Below are 21,679 nucleotides of genomic sequence, written 5' to 3' on the forward strand. Positions count from 1 at the left end.
GAATAAAAAGAAATTACTATGATACATGAGCAAAGCAAACCCAAAAAAATCGTAATTGTTGGCGGCGGCACAGCCGGATGGATGGCGGCAAATCTACTGGCATCTACATGGCGAGAAATAGACATTTGCTTAGTGGAATCAAAACAAATTGGCATTATCGGAGTGGGTGAAGGTAGCACTCCTCATCTCAAACTATTTTTTGACAGCATTGGCCTTGAGGATGCTCAGTGGATGCCTAAGTGCAATGCCACTTACAAAGTGGGTATCACCTTCGACAAATGGTCGACCAAACCGGGGTTTGGCGCTTATTTTCATCCCTTTGCGGCGCAAACGGATGACATCTTCACCCTGCCGCTATTTTACAAAAATATTCAAGCACGCAAACACGGCTATGATGTAAACCCCCATCCTGATCATTATTTTTTGCAAAGCTATTTATCACGACAAAACCGTGCCCCTTTAGCCGCTGAGTCTTTCCCCTTTGGAATGGCATATGGCTATCATTTTGATTCGGCATTACTTGGCAACTTTCTAGCAGATTACGCTACTGCAAAAGGTGTAAGCAGAATATTTGGCGAAGTTGAAGATGTTCTGTTATCGCAACAAGGCTGCATCGAAAAAGTCATACTTAATGATGGTCAACACATAGCAGCTGACTTTTTTATAGACTGCACCGGCTTCGACTCGCTATTGATGCAAAAAACACTCAAACAGCAGTTTAAAAGCTTTAAAGACACTCTATTTAACGACGCTGCGGTGGTTTTACCTACTTCTATTGCTAGTGTGCTGCCAGTGGAGACAAAAGCGACTGCACTTTCTAACGGTTGGGCTTGGAACATCCCGCTGCTTAACCGTTTTGGGAATGGCTATGTTTATAGTCGCGACTATATTGATGCAAACCAGGCTGAAAGCGAACTGCGGCAGCATTTAGATATGAGCGATAGCAACACAGAAGCTCGCCACCTCTCAATGAAGGTGGGTCGCCTAGAAAAGCACTGGCACAAAAACTGTCTGGCGGTGGGCTTATCACAAGGTTTTATCGAGCCCTTAGAAGCGACCGCCATTGCGCTATCGTTTAATACCATCGCGCAATTTATTCAGCTATACCAACGAGGCAATTTCAGCAATCAATTTGAAGATGCGTTCAACCTCGAGATTAATTCAAAATTTGACGGCATCAAAGATTATGTCGTTTGCCACTATAAAGCGAACCAAAGAAGCGATACGGATTACTGGCGCGATAATGCGTCGAACACTAAAATATCTGACAATCTCAATAAAGTCTTACAACTGTGGAAGCACAGTCCTAACTTTGTTGAAGACATGAACGCGCATAAATTGGTTGATAGCTATCAGGCGAAATCTTGGGCATGCATGCTGGCCGGTTATGGCGTGTTTCCTGAAAAACAAGCCAATACTTCAGTTGATTATTCTGCTTATCATCAAGAGATGGCAGCGCTAGATGATTTTATTCGGCGCTGTGGCATGAACTTCAAACAGCATCACGAGCAGTTAGCGTTCGCTTAACGTTAACTATCGTCCTCTAGCACAATACAGTCTCGACCTCGGCGTTTTGCTTTATAAAGTAAAACGTCGGCACGCTTAATAAGACCATCAGAGGTCTCAGCTTCATTTGCCTGAATCAAGCCATAACTTAGGGTCACTGTTAGTCGTTCGCTAGAGAAGGTGGTAGACGCAATTAGATTTTTTAATTTTTCAATGACCGGTAAGGCGCTGCTCAACTCACAGCGGCGCAATATGATTGCAAATTCTTCGCCCCCCCAGCGGCATACTGCATCACTTTTTCGTAAATTTCGGTTGAGTATGGTGGCTATTTCAACGAGTACCTGATCGCCAATTTTGTGACCATGTTCGTCATTAATCGATTTAAAATGGTCTATATCTGCCAAACACACACAAAATGGACCTCCACCGTCGGCGAGTGTTTTGTTATCGTATTCCAATAAGGTATCAAAAAAGCCGCGATTAAATAGCTTAGTTAAGTTGTCGTAGTTGGCTCTATACTGCAGTTGCTTTCGCTGCCTGATTTGCACGCTTTTAATAGACAGCAGCACTATCATCAAGGGAATAGCAGAGCAAACGGTCGATATCAAAAAAATCAGGCTAGCATAGTTTTCAAAGGGTCTTACGTTGGTTTGTTCGGGCACTAGTGCATAAAGGGCGGCTAATTCAATTAAGCATAAATACCCCATCAATTTGGTTTGTAGCTTATTCTTATTGATGCTGAATGCGGCATATACCACTGCCGGCCATAAAATTAATTGTGCGCCATAAACAGTGCCCACAATCCACACCATTATGCCGACATGAAACATCATTTCAAACACGCCAATATTCACTGCGGCCACAAAGCGTTTTTTACGCACAAAATAAATGGCCATGCTCCAGAAAAGCGCACCTGAAACTGACAAACTCATTAGAAAAAACATATTGATGTAGGCAAAAGCAACAAACAAGATGAAGTTCACTACCAGGCCAGAGAGCGCGGCCACTAAAATACCGAAGTATTCAGGATAATCCTGAGCGTCTACACCCTCAGGAACGGTGAATAAACGCTTTGCCGCTGAAGGCATCATGTTGTTGCCCTCTGTGTTTGTACGTTGTTTCTGCCGGCACTCTTTGCTTGATATAAAAGTTGATCGGCTCGCTCTAAAAGGGCATCAATACTCTCAGTGCCGTCTGATTCAACCAAACCAAGACTCATGGTAACTTTAATGCCCTGAGTTTGCTGGCTGCTAATGACGTCTCTGAGCGCCTCTATAACCGGTAGGCCTTTTTCAATAGTACTGTGAGGGATGAATACAAGAAATTCTTCTCCTCCCCATCTACAGGCAGCATCGCTTTGTGCTAAGTAAGTGTTAAAGCACTTGGCAACGTGCTTTAAAACCTCGTCGCCTTTGTCGTGCCCGTGGGTGTCGTTGATTGCTTTGAAATGGTCGATGTCTCCCATCGCCACTGTAAAAGTGCTGCGCTCTCTTATGGCAATACTGCATTGGTAATTTAAAAAGGTGGTGAAGTACTGACGGTTGTACATGCCGGTCAGTGCATCATGATTTGCCAACTGGATTAAGCTATTTCGCTGCGCTGAAAAAACCGTACGAATAGACATAACGCCCGACACTAAAATGGCGCCAAATATCAGAATTAAAATTTCTTTTAAGCCGCTGAAAACGTAGTACTGCGTATATTCTGGCGCGTACAAACTCAAGGTCGCAAAACTGACGAGGCAAACACCCGCAAAAATGATGGCGATAGTCATAGGAACGCGATTGTTTACCGCAAAAATACTGGCCAAAGGCCAAAGCGCCATGTGTAATCCCGACTCGCTTCCAAACACCCACGTTGCAAGGTTGATTTGAACGAGGATCAACATAGAATTTAGCATGACCACGGCTCTGTTTTGGCGATGGTGGAGCAAAAATACTGAAAACAACCATGCCACTACCGCAAATACGCTTGGCCAAATCAGCCACGCTATCGACTCCAGCCAAAAATATCCGAAAGCCAAGGTGTTTAATACTAAGCCCGTTCCCACGAAAGCTTTTAATCTGCCATGCTCGCGCTGGCCTGATATGAGCCGATTGACCAATACGTCGTCGTTTTGAGGCATTACTAGTAAGATATCCGTTTTAATACGTGCACAATTTGTGCGAATTTTTAGCGCGAGATTGTTTTTACTACGAGTTTTTTAGCTGTTTCGTTTGAGATTTCGTCTAAGCTTTCGTTTAGCTTTCATTTAAAAGAAACGCAGTCAAAATGTCATCATTAATCACTAGGGCTGCTAAGCTCGTTAGTGAATTGCGTACGACTCTATCCCATATTCCTTTGAAACTATAGCGCAAACAGTAAAAAATACGCTGTAAAATCGCTATCATTCCACCAAAGTTTAAAAAGATAACTAGGATATATCCACCTTATCTGAAAGCTCATGCAGACTAAACTCAGAGATTGTGATGTCAGTTAAGGTGCAAACAGATTTAGTGGCTAATTGTGATAGGACGACATGTGTCGCTTGCATGACTGCCGATTAACTTCTCTTAAGCCTTACAATTTTCATAAATTCAAACGACAAACCGGCAATTTCTTCTTCACTGGGGTAAAAAGTGATATTGACTAGAGCACCCTGCAGCGACTTATAACGCTTTTTACGCTTATATTTGAACGGTACGTCGTACCCCTCTAGCATCACAGTATTCACCCACCAGTCTCCCTCTTCTCGCTGTACGTGTGAGGCCACTTTCATATCTTCGTTATGAATTAACTGTGGGTGCTTTTCTAACAGTTTTTCAACAGGCGTTTTGGCCATACATGGAATACTTCGTAGTTAGCTCTGTGTTAATAAGCATATCATTCATGCTATGCAGGTACACGCATACAAACTACAGAATTTACAGGGCGAGCATTGCCTGAATCATTCCAAGCGGCTTATTCCAAACGAATTATTCGAGATAACTTATTCTAGACGACCTTTTCTAAACGGCCTACTCTAAACGAACAGTACAGCTTTGTCCCTCTGTAAGCGCGTCATGCCCAATGGGCATTTGCTCATATTCGCATACAAATTCTTGGCCTTTGACGCTTACGGCGTACTTGCCATACAAACCAGTAAACTCGGTAACGCCTTTTTTGTTTGTTTTCAGAGCTTGTTGATTATCGCGTAGCGCTTCTAACCAGTTTAAATAAGCAAGCGCATTAGGTTTAAACTCGTTATTAGGATTAATAAGCGCGCCGGCTGGGCGCCACATTACTGGCTCATAAAATCCCCATCGGGTCACTCCCACCGTTGCCGGATGAGCGTACATCGCTTCGTAAAAATCGGTATCAAAAGAGGCCTGCCCGCTTGTATCTCGGGTATCGCTGTCATATTCGGTAATGCGTATAGGCAAATTAAAACTAGAAAATCTATCCAGAATGTCCCACATTTTTTCAATCGGTGTCACTATTCCGTTAAAATGCCCCTGCATCCCAATACCGTGGATGGGCGCGCCCTTCTCGAGCAACTCAGTGATCAAGTTAAAATAATGGTCTTTTTGCCCTTCATTGTCGCCGCCGTCAGTCAAAATTGAATTTTCATTGATGTATAAAATGGCATCTGGGTGCAAGGCATGCACGCGCTTGTACCACTGCACTACGGTATCAATGCCGACTATATCCAGCCACTCTTTTTCAGCGCGCAGTTCATTAATCACATCATATTCTTGCATGCCGTGTGCTTTTAAAATTGGCACCATTTCGTCAATTTGTTGGTTCACACGCGCAATAAACGCTTCCTTGTCATCTTGCAAGTCAATCAACACCTTAGGACTAAAGCGAAATGCAGGATAGAGCAATACATGTCCGCGCATATCAATGCCCTGCTCTTTGAAGTATGCCATTTTATTGAGGTAAACCTCGCGCACTCGCGGATTCTCCCAGCCCCAATCGGCCCAATAAATGGTAGCGGTAGCATAGTTAAAAAATTGATCAAACCACAAACGGTACTGCTCGCCAAGTTCACTGTCTTCAACGAGGAGTTCGGTCGCCATGCTGCCGAGCTCGTAGTCTACGTCTATCATACTAATATCGACCTTAGCGTTACTTACAGCTTGCCCCTGCCTATCTAGCACAAACAGTTTGTGCGTACTTTGTCGATGAGTCTTAATCATTTCTTTTGCTTTATTGCGCCATGGTGCATCTAGCTCCATGCCCGCATAAGTAAGCTGCGTGACCGGGAATACCGATGCCTCGACCTCGCCGGGCAGCGATAAATAAATAAGATTGGCAATATCAAGCGTTTGCGCTTTTGCGGCGAGGTGCAATGACACGTAAGTTGAGCCTTCGGCTAAGTTTTCAGGCGCCCTGCCCACAGCAACTACGCGCGTCCAATGTCCACTTGGGGCTACGCTGGCGTCCGACACCATCATCCAAGAAGGTACACTGCGTTCAATAAATCCTCTAATGTTTGCCGTATTGGTGCCCTCACTGGCTCTGGCATAGTAACTGGCGTAAACCCAATCGCCTTTTTTTATAGCTTGCGTATTAGCCAATGAACGTAGGGTAGCATCCCATGAATTTTCCCCTGCAGCACTCACCTCTATGCGCACAAACCGCTCAAAATCTCCGCCTTGCGCGTCCATCCAACTTGCTGACACTATGGGCGATTGTTCGTTGATGAACACGGTCTCTTTTGAGCTATTTTCAATAAATACTGTTGGTGTGATATCAGCGGGGAGACTAACCTTTAGCTCTGCCATTGCCTGATTAGCAAAACTCAAAGGGGCCATGCACCATAGCGCAAGTAAAATTAAGAGGCTGAGTTTGCTGCGAGAAGTAAGTTTAAGCATCATATTACTAACTGTTAAAAGTCTACCTATGCAAGAGCATCGCACACTTTGTGTGCACAACTCAAAACCTTAGTTTTACTTCGTTATTATGAATTTTATTTATGATTTTATGAACGATTCTATTTATAAGAAAGCGCTTATTATTTCTTTCTTAAATTAGTGGGCTCTTCACACTTAAACATATTCTGGTGTTTCACCTTATTATTTTCAGCGCCTTCACCTTTTGCATATTGTGAATTCCATAGCTCTTTAAGCTCGGGCTTTCTGCCCTCTCGCGCCCACTGCTGTTCGGCGTCTTTTTGTTTTTGATAGTTTGTGCGCCGCTCAACTTCCCACTGCTGCACCTGTTGCATAAAGCCGAGGTCGTCTGCGAGGTCTCGAATTTCCATTTTCATCTCATTTAACAGCGCCAAAGGATAAGGGAAAATTCTGCAGATAGGTTCACCTGCTTTGAACACGATTTTTGTATCAGGCTGGGTGATGCGCCAATTCATGGTAAACGGAAACGACAGCCAATCGGTACGAATAAATGCATCTAAGGGCACTACACCCGCCTTGTCTTGATTAGCTGGCCCTGCCACTATTAATCCATAATCTGGCGGTGTTCTAAAAATAAACGGCACATACCATGTAACCGTGCCACCACCAAAATGAGGCCTAGCGGCAAAAGGGTCGGCTCGCTGTACTTTAAAATGCAGTTGGTCGCCCTTTTCTTTGCCGTCCCACACTATCTCGGTGTCAACCGGATTTAATATTTCCCATCCCATGGAGTTAGCGGCCGTCAGCGGTATACATCGATAGGCATAGCGGGCTGGGGTGGCGTCCATCCAGTCTCTTGTAATTTTGCACGGGCGTATTGATTGGCTAACATCATGCGTTACGCCTGGCACAACGTAAGCCATGATGGTATTAGAAGGAACGTCTAAAGGTGTCGTCATTGATTTATTACCTTAGTAGATGGCTTTTGCGCGCGGCCTTTCTTAAAGCTTACCGACACCTTCTCACCCAGCATAAGTAGGCTCGGCGTAATTAAAAGGGTTAAGGCCGTGGCAAAAGTCAATCCGCCGGCAATTGTACTAGCAAGCATGGTCCACCACTGCGCAGAAGGCGCGCCTACAGATACCTCGCGGTCGATAATGTCTATCGTTAACGCAAACACCATTGGCAACAATCCTAATATAGTGGTGACAGACGTAAGCAGCACCGGTCGAATGCGCTGCGCCGACGTTCTAAGAATCGCTTCTTTTGTCGACATACCTTTGCTTTTTAAATCATTAAAGGTATCTATCAGTACAATATTATTGTTTACCACAATCCCCGCTAAAGCAATAACGCCAATTCCGCCCATCACAATACCAAAGGCCTGCCCAGTGGCTACCAATCCAAGCAAAACGCCTGCGGTAGAAAACACGATTGCACTTAACACAATAAAGGCTTGATAAAAGCTATTGAATTGGGTTAACAAAATCACCAGCATTAAAAATACTGCGACAATAAAGGCATTACTCAAAAAGGTCATGGCTTGCTGTGAGTCTTCGTCTTGACCTTTAAATTTCACGCTCACGGAGCTAGGTAATGGGTCCTTTTCAAGCGCCTCTTTTAAGCGTTTTGTTTGTTCATCTGCGAGCAGGTCTTCTCTCACGCTTGACTTAATTGCCATCGCGCGTTCACTGTCGACTCTAGTGACCCGCCCCATCTTTTGCGCAGGCTCCAATGTTACAAAATTGCGAATAGGCACTAAACCCTGATTTGTGGGTATGGTCAGCGCAAAAAGTTGGTCTAAATTACGACTTTGTTTGGGAAAACGCAGTCGAATTTCAACCTCATCCTCTACGTCATCTGGGCGATATTCTGCCAACAGCGCACCATTCGTAATGAGGGTTACTGCGTTACCTAACAAACTGACGTTAACGTCAAACTGAGCCGCTAACTCCCGATTTACTTTTAAGCGCCACTCTATGCTGGGCAAAGGCCGCCCATCTTCGGTGTCAACAAAGCCGCCGAGCTCGTCCATAATTCGCCTAATATGAGCAACCGCTGGGGCAAGGTCGGCCGGATTATGCGCATTTACATTAAGCTGTACCGGCTTACCCGCAGAAGGACCAGACTGCTGCTCGCGCACTTGCACTTTAATTCCGGCAATGTCTTTTATTTTGCTGCGTATTTCGTCTATCAGTTCAACCGAATTAGGTCGGGTTTGCCAGTCTGCCAAATCAAGTTGAATTACACCAATTACGTCCTCGGGCATATCTGATTGCGACTGCATTCCTGCACCAAGCGTTTTGGTATATACCGAATCGATATGCGCTTGTGATAGTAATACTTCCTCAACTTTTGCTACCAGCGAATCTCGTTCGACAATCGACAAATCGCCACGCGCCTGCACTTGCACCTGCAAAAACTCCGGCTCTATTTCAGGAAAAAACTCAACGCCCTTACCCTGAATAAAAAATGCTGCATACGACACAAACATTGCGGCTATCGCAACGAGTAGGCTTTTACCAGGGTGCTCTAGCAACACAGTGAGCACCTTTAAATATCCCCCAACCCAGCCCTTGATGCTGCTTAAGTCGCCACTTTCGGCGGCGCGAATGTCGGCGCTGGTGCTGCTTTGGCGTTTAGAATCTAAAGACGCTTGCTGCTGTGAGTCGAGCGATTTGACCTTGTTTGTGCTAGCGCTACCGTTTGTGTTAGAGCGCATCAAAATGCCGCCCAAAACCGGAATAAATATCAGCGCCATAAAAAGCGAGGCAAACAGCGTAATGATCACCGTGATTGGAAGGAACTTCATAAATTCGCCTACCAAACCGGGCCACACTAACAAAGGCGCAAACACCACCAAAGTCGTGGCGGTAGAGGCAATTATTGGCCACGACATGCGTTTAGAGGCAGAGGCAAAGGCGGTTTGAGGCGATTCTCCCTCTTGCATATAGCGGTCTGCCAGTTCAATGGTCACAATGGCACCGTCTACCAGCATCCCTACTACCAATATTAAGCTAAACAGCACAACAATATTAAGCGTAAAACCAAACAGATTAATGACCACCATGGCCGCTAAAAACGAGCCCGGTATGGCAAGCCCTACTAAAATAGACGGGCGTACACCAAGCGCAGCAATGATCACAATCATCACTAATACAATGGCTGTAATTACGTTGTTTTCCAAATCTCCGAGCATGGTCTTAATTTGGTCTGACTTGTCTTGCAAATAATTAATTTTTACTGCCGCCGGCCATGCTTGCTGCGCCTGAGTCACAAGCGCTCTAACCTGGGCAACAGTTTCAATTATATTGGCACCGCTTCGCTTTGATATTTCGAGTGCAAGAGCCGGCTCACCTTGAATGCGTGCAAACGAGCTTGGGTCTTTAAAGGTGCGCCTTATGCTGGCAACATCAGAAAACGTCACAATAGTATTGCCGACTTTTTTTACCGGAAGGCTTGCCAAGTCTTCCATGGTTTCAATGACCCCCGGCACTTTAAACACCATACGACCTGCGCCTGTGTCTAAAGCCCCTGCCGCCACCAATCGATTGTTTGTGCTAACAAAATTAAATACGTCAGTGAACGAAAGCTGATAGGTTTCTAGTGCGGTGGGGTCAACAATAACCTCAAGTAACTCTTCGCGCTCACCACCAATATTCACCTCAAGCACGCCCGATAAAGCCTCAATACTCTCCTTGAGGTTTTTTGCAATATTGAGCAATGAGCGCTCGGGTAAATCACCCGACAAAATAACAGTGAGCACCGGGAACAATGAAATATTGACCTCTGCTACGCGGGGCTCTTCACTGCCAGGCGGCAACTCAGCTTTCGCGATATCGACTTTCTCACGCACATCCTGCAGCGCTTGGTTTGAATCAAACCCTGCATCAAATTCGAGCGTGACAGATGCAAAACCTTGCGAGCCTGTTGCTCGCATCTCGCGCAGCCCTTCAATAGACTGCAATTCTTTTTCAAGCGGACGAATGAGCAAGCGCTCTGCGTCTTCTGGTGAAATACCGTCATACACCACCGACACATACACAATGGGTATGGTCACGTCTGGTTCGGCTTCTTTGGGAATCGAAAAGTACGAACTCGCACCAGCAATAATCAGCATAATAAATACGAGTGCGACGGTTCGGCCTCGGGTAAATGCAGCGTCGATTATGGCGTGCATATTAACGAGCTTCTTGCGGGCTAAGCTCTTCAACAGCAACCTGATTGCCGTCTTTTACAAAGCCTTGACCGTTAACAATAATGCGTATTTGCGCATCTAAACCGCTTACCCAAGCGCCTTGAGTGTTACTTTGCAAAATACTGACCTCACGAAAATGCACCACGTTGTCACTATCGACCACTTTCACGCCTATTTCACCGCCCGTGCCCAAAGAAAAAAGCGACGGCGAAATAAAATGAGCCATGGCTTGTTCGGTCGCAATTTTCGCTCTTGCGCTCATGCCGCTTCGCAGTTTCCCGTCGGCATTATTTATTTCAATTTCTACCTCAAAGGTTCGGGTTTGCTCATTTGCACGGGGAGAAATATATCGAAGCGTGCCGGTGAGTTCTTCGCCAGTCGACAAGCTGATGTCGGCTTCGCTGCCAATTGATAACTTATTTACGTCTTGTTGAGCAATGGGCAAACGGACGATGAGGGGCGATTGCTCGAGCAACACCGCAACGGGCGAATTAACTTGCACAAAATCACCTTGCTCTGCAGAAAACTGTTCAATAACGCCGCTAATAGGCGCTTTTATTTGAGTGTGCTCTATCTCTAATTCAATCGCTGCGATATTGGCCTCAGAGGCTTTCACGTCAGCCTGTGCGCGGTCAAGGTCGCTTTGAGACTGATAGTTACTCTGAGCAAGCTGCTGCAAACGCTTAAGAGTATTGCTGCGAGAAGCTAACAAGGCCTGCTCTTGTTCAAGCCGTATCTTTCTGTCATTTAGTTCAATCGCAGCAATCACCTGCCCCTTCTCAACTCTATCGCCCTCTGTTGCAAAACGCTTTTCAATTTGGCCTTGTGTTTGCGCTCTCACTTGCACTACAGAGTTAGGTTCAACCTGTCCGTTGGAAGTTACGTATAGCTGGGTAGGCTTAGCTTGCATTGTTTTTACCGCTACCTTAAACAAAGTATTTTGCGCGCTTTGCCCGGACTCGCTCGACGAATCTGAATTCCCATCGCTATCGGAGGCATCAAACAGCATGCCCGATAGCATCCATAACACAAACAACAGGGAGCACAATGCGGCGATTACGTAGGATTTTCTCATTGAAAGTATTATCTCTTTAGCGAACTAGAGTGCGGAATTAGCTAATTAACTCGCAGTTACAACTACTAGGGTGTGTGGCTACTTATAATACACTTTTTACGGTAAAATTAAGAATTTGAATCACCGTGCACTGCTTTAGGCTGGCTCTCAAGCGCTGACTGTTCAGTCCATGCTGCAAGGAATCAATAACGCAGGGTCGCCTTTTAGCCAAAACCAGGCACAAAGCTGCCTAAGAGCAACTGGAAGAAACTACAAGCTGCCAGTACTCTTGCTCAAAGGCTGTTTACTATCTGCTTGAGCTGCTCTTGAATAGACTCAATCGCCTCTTTCATTTCTTCACTTTGCTCTGTGCTTTGATTGAACTGCTCCGTTTTACCGGCAACGATGGACGTAAGTTCGTCTTCTTGTTGTTCGAGTAAGCCGAGCTTGAAAAAGGCCTGTTCAAATTCAATATTCATGTCTTCAATAATATTCACAATGCTTGATTTATTCGTTTGATATTGTTTTGACAACATGTCGAGCGTACTGGCCACATCTAATAATCGCTCTCGTAATTCTGGTGACGTCGATGCAGCTAGGTTTTGTTTTGCGTCGGCAGATGCTGCGCCATCAGAAGTTTGTGCAGAATCTGGCTTGACAGGAGAACTAGAGGCAGCAGGGGATGCACTGGCACCCAGTTTTGTATTGAGTGCATCGGTATCTTCTAAAATCATCATCAGGTTGTCGCGCAAATCGCCTTTTACGATGTCGTCTTCCGGCATGTTTTTCACAATTACCGAAATGCTCTCAAAGTTAACTATGTAACGATTGCCTTTTTCTAGAAAACGCGCCTGCATTCTGCCAGCCCTGCTCAACAAATCTTCTTCAAGGGGCGTGAGCATGCCGCGAGTGGCTTTGTTTATCACGTTAACTGGGGTGCGCAGCTGCACGCATACGTCCATATTTAATCCGTCAAAAACATCAAAAAGTGCACTTAACAGCCCTTCGTGCGTTTTTATTTTTAAACCCGCTCGCAAAAACCCTAGCACTGTTCCCAAATGGCCGGCACTTTGAATCACTGACATCACCATGTCAGATGTGTTTTTATGTTCGTCTTGCAACTGCTGCAGTAACTCGCGCTCATGAACAATCACATCGACCTTTCTGGCAACAACATTGGTATCAATAGGCTTGGTTAAATAATCTACGCCACCTACATCAAAGCCTTTCAAAATTTCGTCAGTCGAATCGTTTGCCGATACAAACACAACGGGTAGCTCAGGCGATATCGCAAGGATCTCTTTGCACGTGTCGTAGCCATTTTTAAGCGGCATATTTACGTCCAGCATCACCAGCTCGATTTGTTTGTCTTCCTTAACCATATTTACGGCTTGCTCACCAGAAGTGGCCACTACGATGGCATACTTATGCTTGAGCACCTCCATTAAAATACGAAGTTCATTAGGTGAATCGTCAACCAGTAAAATGCGGTGTTTATCCATTATTTAATCCATCGTAAGTCTTGCTTGAGTCAGCGCTTTTGCCACTGCTTGAGTGTCAAAAGCCTGCATGGCAGTCTCTGCACTTTTAAGTACAGCAAGTAAAGTTGCATCTAAATCAAAGCTTAAAAGCTCGTTTAAGGCAGCTTCGGCTGCAAAAACATCTTGCTTAAGGTTTTGTTCTATAAGCGATATCTGTGCCAGTATTTGCGTAGGTGACGCTGAAACAAGTGATTTTTCTGGCTGAGCGTCGGCCGGAGACGCTAACGCCTCAAAATCACGACGAGTTTCCTCCAGCATCTGGCTCATTTGCTGAATAACATCATCACTTGGCCAAGTATTATGTTCGAGTAACATCGCTTCATGGCTTGATGCTAATTCTGATAGTGCCTGCATGCCTAAGTTACCGCCGCTGCCTTTAATTTTATGCAGCATAGATATCGCATAATCTGTCATATCGTCTGCTTTTGCCTGCTGAAACACCGGTAAAAAATCAGTAAATTCCAACAAAAATCGGCTTAATAAACTGTGCAGCAACAACCAATCACCGCCAACTCGTGGCAAAGCGCTCTGCAAATTAAGATGGGCAATGTTAACAGGCGGTAAATCAGCGGACTCTTCATTGGCATCAATGTCTTGTGTCACATGCTTTTGCAACACGCTAAGCAGAATATCTTTATCGAGAGGCTTTGAAACATGCGCCTGCATACCGGCGTTAAAACACTCTTTTATGTGCTCATCGCTGCTGTGTGCAGTCATGGCAATAATGGGTATGGAGTCGGCAATTAGGCCCTCGTTACGCATCACTTTTGCCGCCTGCACGCCGCCCATCACTGGCATTTGCAAATCCATGAGGATGCCGTGATAGTCAGCTTGCTTCACCATTTCAAGCGCTTGCGCGCCATTTTCAGCCAAGCTCACGTCAAACCCCCAGGTCTCTAACAAGCGTTGGGCAACAAGTTGGTTAACTTTGTGATCCTCAACCAATAATAAATGGGCTTGTAAAGTGTTTGAGCGTTGCTCGTGATGCGTGCTCTGGGAGGCGCTTAATTCAGGCGCTAGGTCCATACTTACGTCAACTGTAAACGTGGTGCCCTCACCTAAAGTACTCTCAATATCTATCGTACCGCCAAGCATATCTACCAAGCGTTTTGTGATATTCATACCCAAACCAGTACCACCAAATTCTCGCGTAATACTTGTGTCGGCTTGTTCAAATGCAGAAAACACCGACTTTAAATTTTCTTGGCTAATGCCAATACCGGTATCAATAACCTGTAAGCGATACCTGCCCTGCTCTAAGCGTTTAAACCGTAGGTTAACGGTACCGCTGTGGGTGAATTTAATTGCATTTGACAGCAAGTTGGTAATGATTTGAGTCAGTCTTAACTTATCGGTGGTAAGGGTTTTTTCTACGCTTGGGTCAACCTCAACGTTTAGAGCAATATTTTTTTGCTTCGCCTGCAACACAAACGGCGCTGCCACACCGCTTAAATAGGGCGCTATTTCTACAGGTCCGAGTTCAATACTTATTTTGTTAGCTTCTATTTTCGAGAAATCGAGAATGTCGTTTATCACTTCGAGCAAATGCTTTCCAGAAGACTCAGCAATGTCTAGCAGCTCTCTTTGTGCAGGGCTCACCTTTTCATTTTGCAGCAGTGTTAACACGCCTAAAACACCGTTCATGGGTGTTCTGAGTTCGTGACTCATATTAGCGATAAAATCGGTTTTCACTTTTAATGCATTTAGCGCATCGTCGCGTGCTTTTTGCATTTGCGCGGTACGCTCAGCCACCAGCTTTTCTAGACTTTCGCTTAGGGCAAAAAGCTCTAGGTTTTTTTCATAAAGCGCCGCGCTCTTTTCTTCTAATAAACGCTCAGCCTCTTTACGTGCTAAACGCTCTCGCTCAATTCGGCGCTGAAACTTATCGGCATCGGTCATTCGCTCAATGCCTCACTTGCGAAGAAACCTCAGGCCTAATTTCAAAGGTTGCGCAATGCACCGAGCCTTCTTGCCAGTGCTTCACGTCAACTTTGTGAGGTTCGCTGTAGTATTCAAAACATGCGGTTATAAGGCCATAGGCCAGCAAATAGAGATTTCGCTCTGAGCGATAGTGCAGTTTAAACGGCGTGTCGGCGGTAGCATCTTCGTACTTAAAGTCGGGAAGCTCTGCATCGGGATAGAGTTTTTTTACCTCAACATGAATATGCCGGTCTATTTCTCTAAATAGAGCTAAGGCAGAACCAGCCTCAACAAAAAATTGTGCGAAATTTTGCGTAAAAACGCCTGCCAGATGCTTGCCAAAGGCTTGCAGTAAGTCGCCTACGGCCATCCCTGACTGCGCGGAAAGCTCAACAACCATGTTTTCCAGCTCTTGGTAGTCGTATGAACCTACAGCAGTATACGCCCCTCCAGATTTTGGCTGGGTATTATCAATGAGGGTGTCGACCATATCATAGTCAAATGTATCCTCTACCATTTCTAAAAACTCGGTAAATACTAAGCCTCTCATTGTTGCTCCCTATAAGAATACGTGGCATTTTGTTCGATTATTAGTCATTATCGGCCTTAGCACGTAATCATTAAGCAATTTTAGTGAGTTAAGGCACGCTTATTTTGCCGATTTGATGCATCGCATTTACGTACTGATTGATTTGAAGGAAAACAAACTTCGTCTATGAGCAGTTCTCTTTACATACAGATAGCGAGATTAGTAGGAGCGATGGTACTGGTGACTGCGCTGCTGATTTTAGCTGTTGTGTGGAATAACCTAAGCCAAACCGTTCACAAAAATATATTTTCTGGGCTTACAGGGGCTGAGTATGGCTACAAGCGTGAGTTAGGTAATTTCCAAGCCAATAAAATCGAAAAAATAAAGCTCATGCTTGAAAACAGCGCTTACATAAAGGCCTTACAAAGCCCTGAAAAAGCAATCCAACAGCAAGCCTTGCTAGCGATGAATGAAGAGGTTGAGGCCACGTTTGTCGCCCTAAACGACAGTTCACTCTTAAACGCTCACGTGGTATCAAACCCCAATGTTATTCTGCCAAAAGACGTGATTGAAGAGATGGTAAATGTCGCCGAGAAACGAGAGGCCAGCTCTTTTTTTTATAATCTAGACGGTTCACTGTATTGGTTGATGAATGCGCCAGCACAACAAATGGGCGAAAATAAATGCGTATTGGTTGCCTACAAATTTGACAGTGACATTATAGACAGCTTGTCTGACGCCTTAGGCATGCGGATTGCGGTCACCTTCAATCAAAACAATCCTCAGTTAATTAGCTCATTAGACAATGTATCGATTGACCAACTCGAAAGATGGCAAATCAGCGACGATTATCTTGACTTATTTAACCCCAGTGTGATGTTTGGCCTTCAGTCTTTGTACACCAAACGCATACCTGTTGAAGGCATGAAAAACGATACGGCTGCAACTTATCTAACCATAAATGCCCAGCGCGTTTCTAACAACTTTATTACCCTGCAGAGCACGATAGCGCTTATTAGTTTAGTGGCAGTGGCCCTTGCCATAGCGGTTGGCGTGTATCTGGCCAGAAAAATCACTCGCCCCTTATCGAATATGGTGACCTACACCGAAGGTATCGCAAGCGGCGATTACTCACAAAAGCTTAAGTTTGAGAACGTTTCATCAGAATTTAAAGCATTAGCAAACGCCTTTGACAATATGCGCCGCGCCATTCAGGAGCGCGAGGCGACCATTACCGAGCAAACTCAAATCGACACCCTCACCGCCTTGTACAATCGCTCATATTTGCGCGTGATAATTGAGCAAAAGCTAGGCGCGAATATCGGCTTTCAAGCGGTTGGCATTAATATTAGAGGATTTAGAAGTATCAATGATGTATTCGGCTATGAGATAGGCGATGGCTGTTTGCAATTGGTCGCTAAAAGGGTAAAAGAATTAAGCGGCGTCGCAGCAAGGATAACGGGCGGCGAAATCATATGGCTACCTGATGAAAGCTATAGCCGTGCCGCCCTGTTGACCCTGCAAGACGAGCTTGAAAATGATGTTGTGGTTAGAGGCGTAACGATTAACCTTAAAATTGTAATTGGGGTTTTGTCGCTACCTCAAGATGCAACTTGCGCAGAAGATTTGTACCGGCGAATGAACATCGTCATAGACGAGGCGCACTCCAGTAAAACCTTTTTGCTGTATTACAACGAAGAGCAAGAACTTAGATACTTGCGGCGCTTGTCTATTATTAGCGCACTGAAAAAAGCCATTGAGGATGATGATGGTCAACTGCGCTTGGTCTACCAACCGAAAGTTCCTTTGCAAAACAACCAAGACAACAAGCTAGGCGATAAGGTTTATCTAGAGGCCCTTGCGCGATGGGAACACCCCGAATTAGGGCACGTATCACCCGATGAATTCGTCAGCGCTGCTGAGCATGCTGGCTTTATCAATATGTTAACACGCTGGGTTATCACTACTGTTGTTGCAGATATTTGCGACATGAGGCAAAGCGCTCCAGACATCAAAGTCGCCGTTAACATTTGCGCCGACGATGTGCTAGATAGCTCATTACTACCGTTTATTGAAAACCTCCTTAAAAAGGCGGGGTTGAAAAACAGCGCAATATTACTCGAACTCACAGAGCGAGTGATTGTTAGAAACCCAGATACTTCAATAAAACGGCTGCGAGCGCTAAATCAAGCTGGATTTAAAATTGCGATAGATGATTTTGGCACCGGTTATTCATCACTTTCGTATTTGACCAAGCTGCCCATCGACATATTAAAGATTGACCAAAGTTTTGTGTATGAACTACATAAAAACAAAGAACAGCAAGCCATTTGTAAAACCATATTAAGTTTGGCTGAAAACCTAAACATTGACGTGGTAGCAGAGGGCATAGAAGATGATGCCAGCCTAGAAGTTTTAACGAAACTTGGATGTAAATGGGGGCAAGGCTACCTAATTTGCCGACCAACTGCTAAGGCTGAAATAGTCGCTTGGATAACAACATGGCCTAAAGCTCACTAGCTTAGCCTATCGCACGCGGTCAATAAATACGCGCTAATTTTAGCTCATCAAACCTACTTCTTTTGCATAAAGGTTGATATTATCTAGCGTATTAGTTTAGTAAATTAGTAATTCAAGGAAGTTTCATCATGATTAAGCCTATTGTTTTAGCAGGCGGCACCGGAAGTCGCTTATGGCCAAAATCGCGCGCGGCGCTACCCAAACAGTTTTTAGCGCTCACCTCTGACAAAACCATGTTGCAAGACACGATTTTACGCCTACCTCGTAACGACGTATCGGCTCCCATGGTCATTTGCAACGAAAACCATCGCTTTTTAGCCGCCGAGCAACTGCTGCGCGCGGGCATAAAGCACGACGGTATTTTGCTAGAGCCAGTTGGCCGCAATACTGCACCTGCCATTGCGCTTGCCGCTATGTTAGCCGCCAAGGCCGGCGATGACCCTGTGTTGTTAATTTTGGCTGCCGATCATTTAATTGAAAATCATGATGCCTTTGAACAAGCAATAGCCAAAGCAAACAGCCTAGCTCAACAAAACAAATTAGTGACCTTTGGTATTGTGCCAAGCGAAGCACATACTGGTTATGGATATATCAAGGCCGGTGAGACAATTGGCAATGGTTTTAGCGTTGCTGAATTTGTTGAAAAACCCGATGCCGCGACCGCTCAAAGCTACCTCGATTCTGGGCAATACTTTTGGAACAGCGGCATGTTCATGTTTAAGGCGAGTGTATATTTGAGCGAGTTAAAGCAGCACCGACCTGACATTTACGCAGCCTGTGAGGCAGCGGTAAGCGCCACCGAAGCTGATCTTGATTTTATACGGATTGACCAAGATGCATTTGCAAGATGCCCAGATGAGTCAGTCGATTACGCGGTGATGGAAAAGACCGAACAAGCAGCTATGGTAAGTTTAGATGCTGGCTGGAACGACGTTGGCAGTTGGAGTTCTTTGTGGGATACCAGCAACAGCAAAGACGCTTTTGGAAACGTGAGTGTGGGCGATGTAATGCTAGAAGGCGTGACAAATAGCTACGTAAACGCCGAACAGCGCTTGGTATCAGTAATTGGTTTAGACGATGTCGTGGTGGTTGAAACTAAAGACGCCGTGATGGTGGCTAACCGCAACAAAGTGCAAGACATTAAGAGCGTTGTAAATACTTTAAAGGCTGAACACCGACCTGAGTTTGAATTTCACCGAGAGGTATTTAGGCCATGGGGCAGCTATGATTCAATAGACAACGGCACGCGCTATCAAGTTAAGCGCATATCGGTAAAGCCCGGCGAAAAGCTCTCTGTACAAATGCATCACCATAGAGCTGAGCATTGGATTGTGGTGAGCGGCACAGCCAGCGTGACCGTTGGCGAACAAACGCAATTGGTCACCGAAAATGAGTCTGTTTATATCCCTGTGGGCGAAGTACATGCATTAGAAAACCCCGGCAAAATCCCGCTTGAACTCATTGAAGTGCAATCTGGAAGTTATTTGGGTGAGGATGATATTGTACGGTTTTCTGATCGGTATGGGCGGGTTAAATAGACTCGCTGTCATCACGCTGAAATTACAAAATCTACGCTGGGGTTTCCCAGCGTTTTTCATTTTGCCGAACGATTAAAGTGCTCGCGTAAGTAGTCGAAGGCTCGTAGACTGCCTGCTTCACTAAGGTGCGCATGGTCAGACACCATCAAATGCTGGCTGTCGTAAATGGCGCACTCTCCTTTGTCTGTGCAGAAAGCTTTATGAAGATTAATAACCTGCGCAGATGAAAACTTGCGCTGTATAAGGTTCGCCGTCTCAAGTCCACGAGCCGGTTTTAAATAATAAGCATTGTCTAAAGCCTTAGCGTTTTCTAACCGACTCAGTAAGTACTCTGGGCTGCTTATCGAATATATAGGCAGTTGATTGATAATTGATACCGTGAACCCCTTTTCGAGCAGAACATCAACGGTTTGCTGCATTTGCTCTATTAACATTCCGCCATCATTCATTGCATAAAACCAACTCGCAGCTAAATAAATGTGCTTAACAGAAGTGCCCTCTAAAAAGGCAATAAAAGCATGATTATTTTCAACGCACCTTGGTCTACTTTTAATTGTGCCAAAAAGTGTGGGCGGACAACCCGCACTCGCGTAAGCATACAAACCGGCTTGCAATTCTGTTTGCCGAGCACTTATGCCGGGCAACAGATGATTAGCATGAGAATCTCCCCAAAGTGCATGGGTATTTTCGCCAGTTGCGGTGCCGAATACACATTTGTTGGCCTGCCAATTTGAGAATGCAGCGTTTGTTTTTAAAAAACATGGGTTGATTTCGTCTTTTTTAGCCGCGTATTGTTCAACCACTAAAGCGCTAGGCTTGAAACGCTCTGGCAAACCATTATTGAGGCTAACAAACCCGCCTAAGGCTATAAAACACGCTGACAAAACTGTCGTTACCGCTAATGATTTTACGAAGCTAAACTTATGCGATAATTTCCTAAAGGGCGATTCAAACACGTAGTATGAGAAAAGCGAAAGACCCAAGGTAACAAACATCATGAGCAGTTGATCAAATAATTCAAACGGCCTTATCAGCCAATATCCGTAAAAAACAACAACGGGCCAGTGCCATAAATAAAGCGAATATGAAATTTTACCGGTAAACACAAACAAGCGTGTTGAAAGTAGCTTGCTGACTAAACTAGTAGATGAGCGAGCCGCTATAATACAAACAGCACCTATGACTGGCATCAGCGCGAGCAAACCGGGGAAGTGTGACGCTTTTGAAAATGTGAGTGCGGCAAAGATAATAAGGCTTAAACCTAACAAGGATACGATGTTGCAATATTTGTCGGGCAGCGTGTACTTTTGAAAGTGTAAATATCCCAAAATCGCCCCAGCCAATAACTCCCAAAACCGCAGAGGCGAAAGAAAAAACGCACTGCTTGCGTGGTTTTCTAGCGTCGCCATACCAGCAATAAACGAAACCAGGGTAACAACTAAGAGAATCGGAAGAATAAACGCTTTTATTTGCTTAAAACAAAAAAGCAGAAAAACCGGGAAGATTAAATAAAATTGCTCTTCAATGGCCAAAGACCAAGTATGTAGAAGCGGCTTGAGCTCAGAGGGCCCCGCGAAATAGTCGCTTTTAAGCCAAAAATAAAAGTTAGATACATACAAAGCTGTTGCCGCTGCGCTTTCTGCAAACTCCTTAAATTCGTCTGGCATAAACAGAAAGTAAGCTGTAAAAAACGACGCGCCGAGCATGGCGAATAATGCAGGAAACAAACGGCGAATACGCTTGTCGTAAAAAGTAACAAATGAAAATGTGTCGTTATGAAAATCGTGCAATAAAATAGACGTAATTAAATATCCGGAGATAACAAAAAATACATCCACACCCACAAAGCCGCCGGAGAGCGTAGTTGAGCCAAAATGGAACAAAAGCACTGAAAGCACAGCGATTGTTCTGAGGCCGTCTATGTCTGGTCTGTATTGCACGTTAATTCCACATCATGGTTATCTGGTTATCTGGTTATCTGGTTATTTGAATATTTGACTACGCATTTTTATAGTAATGTGACTTAGCAAAAGACACTAGTATTGAATCGTATTTA

General features: G+C 44.9%; 14 protein-coding genes. 3 read left to right on the forward strand and 11 right to left on the reverse strand.

The window, feature by feature from the left end; translation table 11 throughout:
• Nucleotides 1-18 precede the first annotated feature (18 nt).
• Nucleotides 19-1,527: a tryptophan halogenase family protein gene (locus ACFO4O_RS17580; protein WP_382410927.1), complete on the forward strand. Its 1,509-nt coding sequence runs from the start codon at nt 19-21 to the stop codon at nt 1,525-1,527.
• Between the two features lie 2 nt (nt 1,528-1,529).
• On the opposite strand, the gene ACFO4O_RS17585 is transcribed toward ACFO4O_RS17580, so the two are convergent.
• The 10 genes from ACFO4O_RS17585 to ACFO4O_RS17630 form a co-directional block, all read right to left on the reverse strand.
• Nucleotides 1,530-2,597, reverse strand: a complete 1,068-nt coding sequence (locus tag ACFO4O_RS17585; protein WP_382410929.1) for a GGDEF domain-containing protein — start codon at nt 2,595-2,597, stop codon at nt 1,530-1,532.
• Nucleotides 2,594-3,631 (reverse strand): GGDEF domain-containing protein, encoded by a 1,038-nt coding sequence (locus ACFO4O_RS17590; RefSeq protein WP_382410931.1) that lies wholly within the window; start codon nt 3,629-3,631, stop codon nt 2,594-2,596. The genes ACFO4O_RS17585 and ACFO4O_RS17590 overlap by 4 nt, the downstream gene beginning before the upstream one ends.
• A gap of 417 nt (nt 3,632-4,048) precedes the next feature.
• Entirely contained in the window at nt 4,049-4,327 is a 279-nt protein-coding gene (locus ACFO4O_RS17595; RefSeq protein ID WP_382410933.1) for a hypothetical protein, read from the reverse strand.
• A 175-nt stretch (nt 4,328-4,502) separates the two neighbouring features.
• Nucleotides 4,503-6,347, reverse strand: coding sequence for an endo-1,4-beta-xylanase (locus ACFO4O_RS17600; protein ID WP_382410935.1), 1,845 nt, complete (start codon nt 6,345-6,347; stop codon nt 4,503-4,505).
• Between the two features lie 137 nt (nt 6,348-6,484).
• Complete coding sequence (locus tag ACFO4O_RS17605) at nt 6,485-7,282, reverse strand: DUF6065 family protein (RefSeq protein WP_382410937.1); 798 nt, start codon at nt 7,280-7,282, stop codon at nt 6,485-6,487.
• The gene (locus ACFO4O_RS17610; RefSeq protein WP_382410939.1) at nt 7,279-10,503 is read right to left on the reverse strand and encodes an efflux RND transporter permease subunit; all 3,225 of its coding nucleotides are present in this window, start codon (nt 10,501-10,503) and stop codon (nt 7,279-7,281) included. The genes ACFO4O_RS17605 and ACFO4O_RS17610 overlap by 4 nt, the downstream gene beginning before the upstream one ends.
• 1 nt (nt 10,504) lies before the next feature.
• Nucleotides 10,505-11,596 (reverse strand): efflux RND transporter periplasmic adaptor subunit, encoded by a 1,092-nt coding sequence (locus tag ACFO4O_RS17615; protein WP_382410941.1) that lies wholly within the window; start codon nt 11,594-11,596, stop codon nt 10,505-10,507.
• A 272-nt stretch (nt 11,597-11,868) separates the two neighbouring features.
• Nucleotides 11,869-13,077, reverse strand: a complete 1,209-nt coding sequence (locus ACFO4O_RS17620) for a response regulator (protein WP_382410943.1) — start codon at nt 13,075-13,077, stop codon at nt 11,869-11,871.
• Between the two features lie 3 nt (nt 13,078-13,080).
• Nucleotides 13,081-15,015, reverse strand: coding sequence for an ATP-binding protein (locus tag ACFO4O_RS17625; protein WP_382410945.1), 1,935 nt, complete (start codon nt 15,013-15,015; stop codon nt 13,081-13,083).
• Nucleotides 15,016-15,019: 4 nt separating this feature from the next.
• Nucleotides 15,020-15,586 carry a heme NO-binding domain-containing protein gene (locus tag ACFO4O_RS17630; RefSeq protein WP_382410947.1) on the reverse strand — a complete coding sequence of 189 codons (567 nt, stop codon included), beginning with the start codon at nt 15,584-15,586 and terminating at the stop codon, nt 15,020-15,022.
• 165 nt (nt 15,587-15,751) lie between these two features.
• Between ACFO4O_RS17630 and ACFO4O_RS17635 the strand changes: the two genes are divergently transcribed.
• Together ACFO4O_RS17635 and ACFO4O_RS17640 are read left to right on the forward strand one after the other, a co-directional pair.
• A complete protein-coding gene (locus ACFO4O_RS17635; RefSeq protein ID WP_382410949.1) occupies nt 15,752-18,085 on the forward strand; it encodes an EAL domain-containing protein in 2,334 nt (777 codons plus the stop codon).
• Nucleotides 18,086-18,216: 131 nt separating this feature from the next.
• Nucleotides 18,217-19,623, forward strand: coding sequence for a mannose-1-phosphate guanylyltransferase/mannose-6-phosphate isomerase (locus tag ACFO4O_RS17640; protein ID WP_382411129.1), 1,407 nt, complete (start codon nt 18,217-18,219; stop codon nt 19,621-19,623).
• Nucleotides 19,624-19,679: 56 nt separating this feature from the next.
• Here ACFO4O_RS17640 and ACFO4O_RS17645 read toward each other — a convergent pair whose 3' ends face one another.
• The gene (locus ACFO4O_RS17645) at nt 19,680-21,563 is read right to left on the reverse strand and encodes an acyltransferase family protein (protein ID WP_382410951.1); all 1,884 of its coding nucleotides are present in this window, start codon (nt 21,561-21,563) and stop codon (nt 19,680-19,682) included.
• Nucleotides 21,564-21,679 lie beyond the last annotated feature (116 nt).

The sequence above is a fragment of the Glaciecola siphonariae genome, assembly GCF_042652645.1.
GTDB lineage: Bacteria > Pseudomonadota > Gammaproteobacteria > Enterobacterales > Alteromonadaceae > Glaciecola > Glaciecola siphonariae.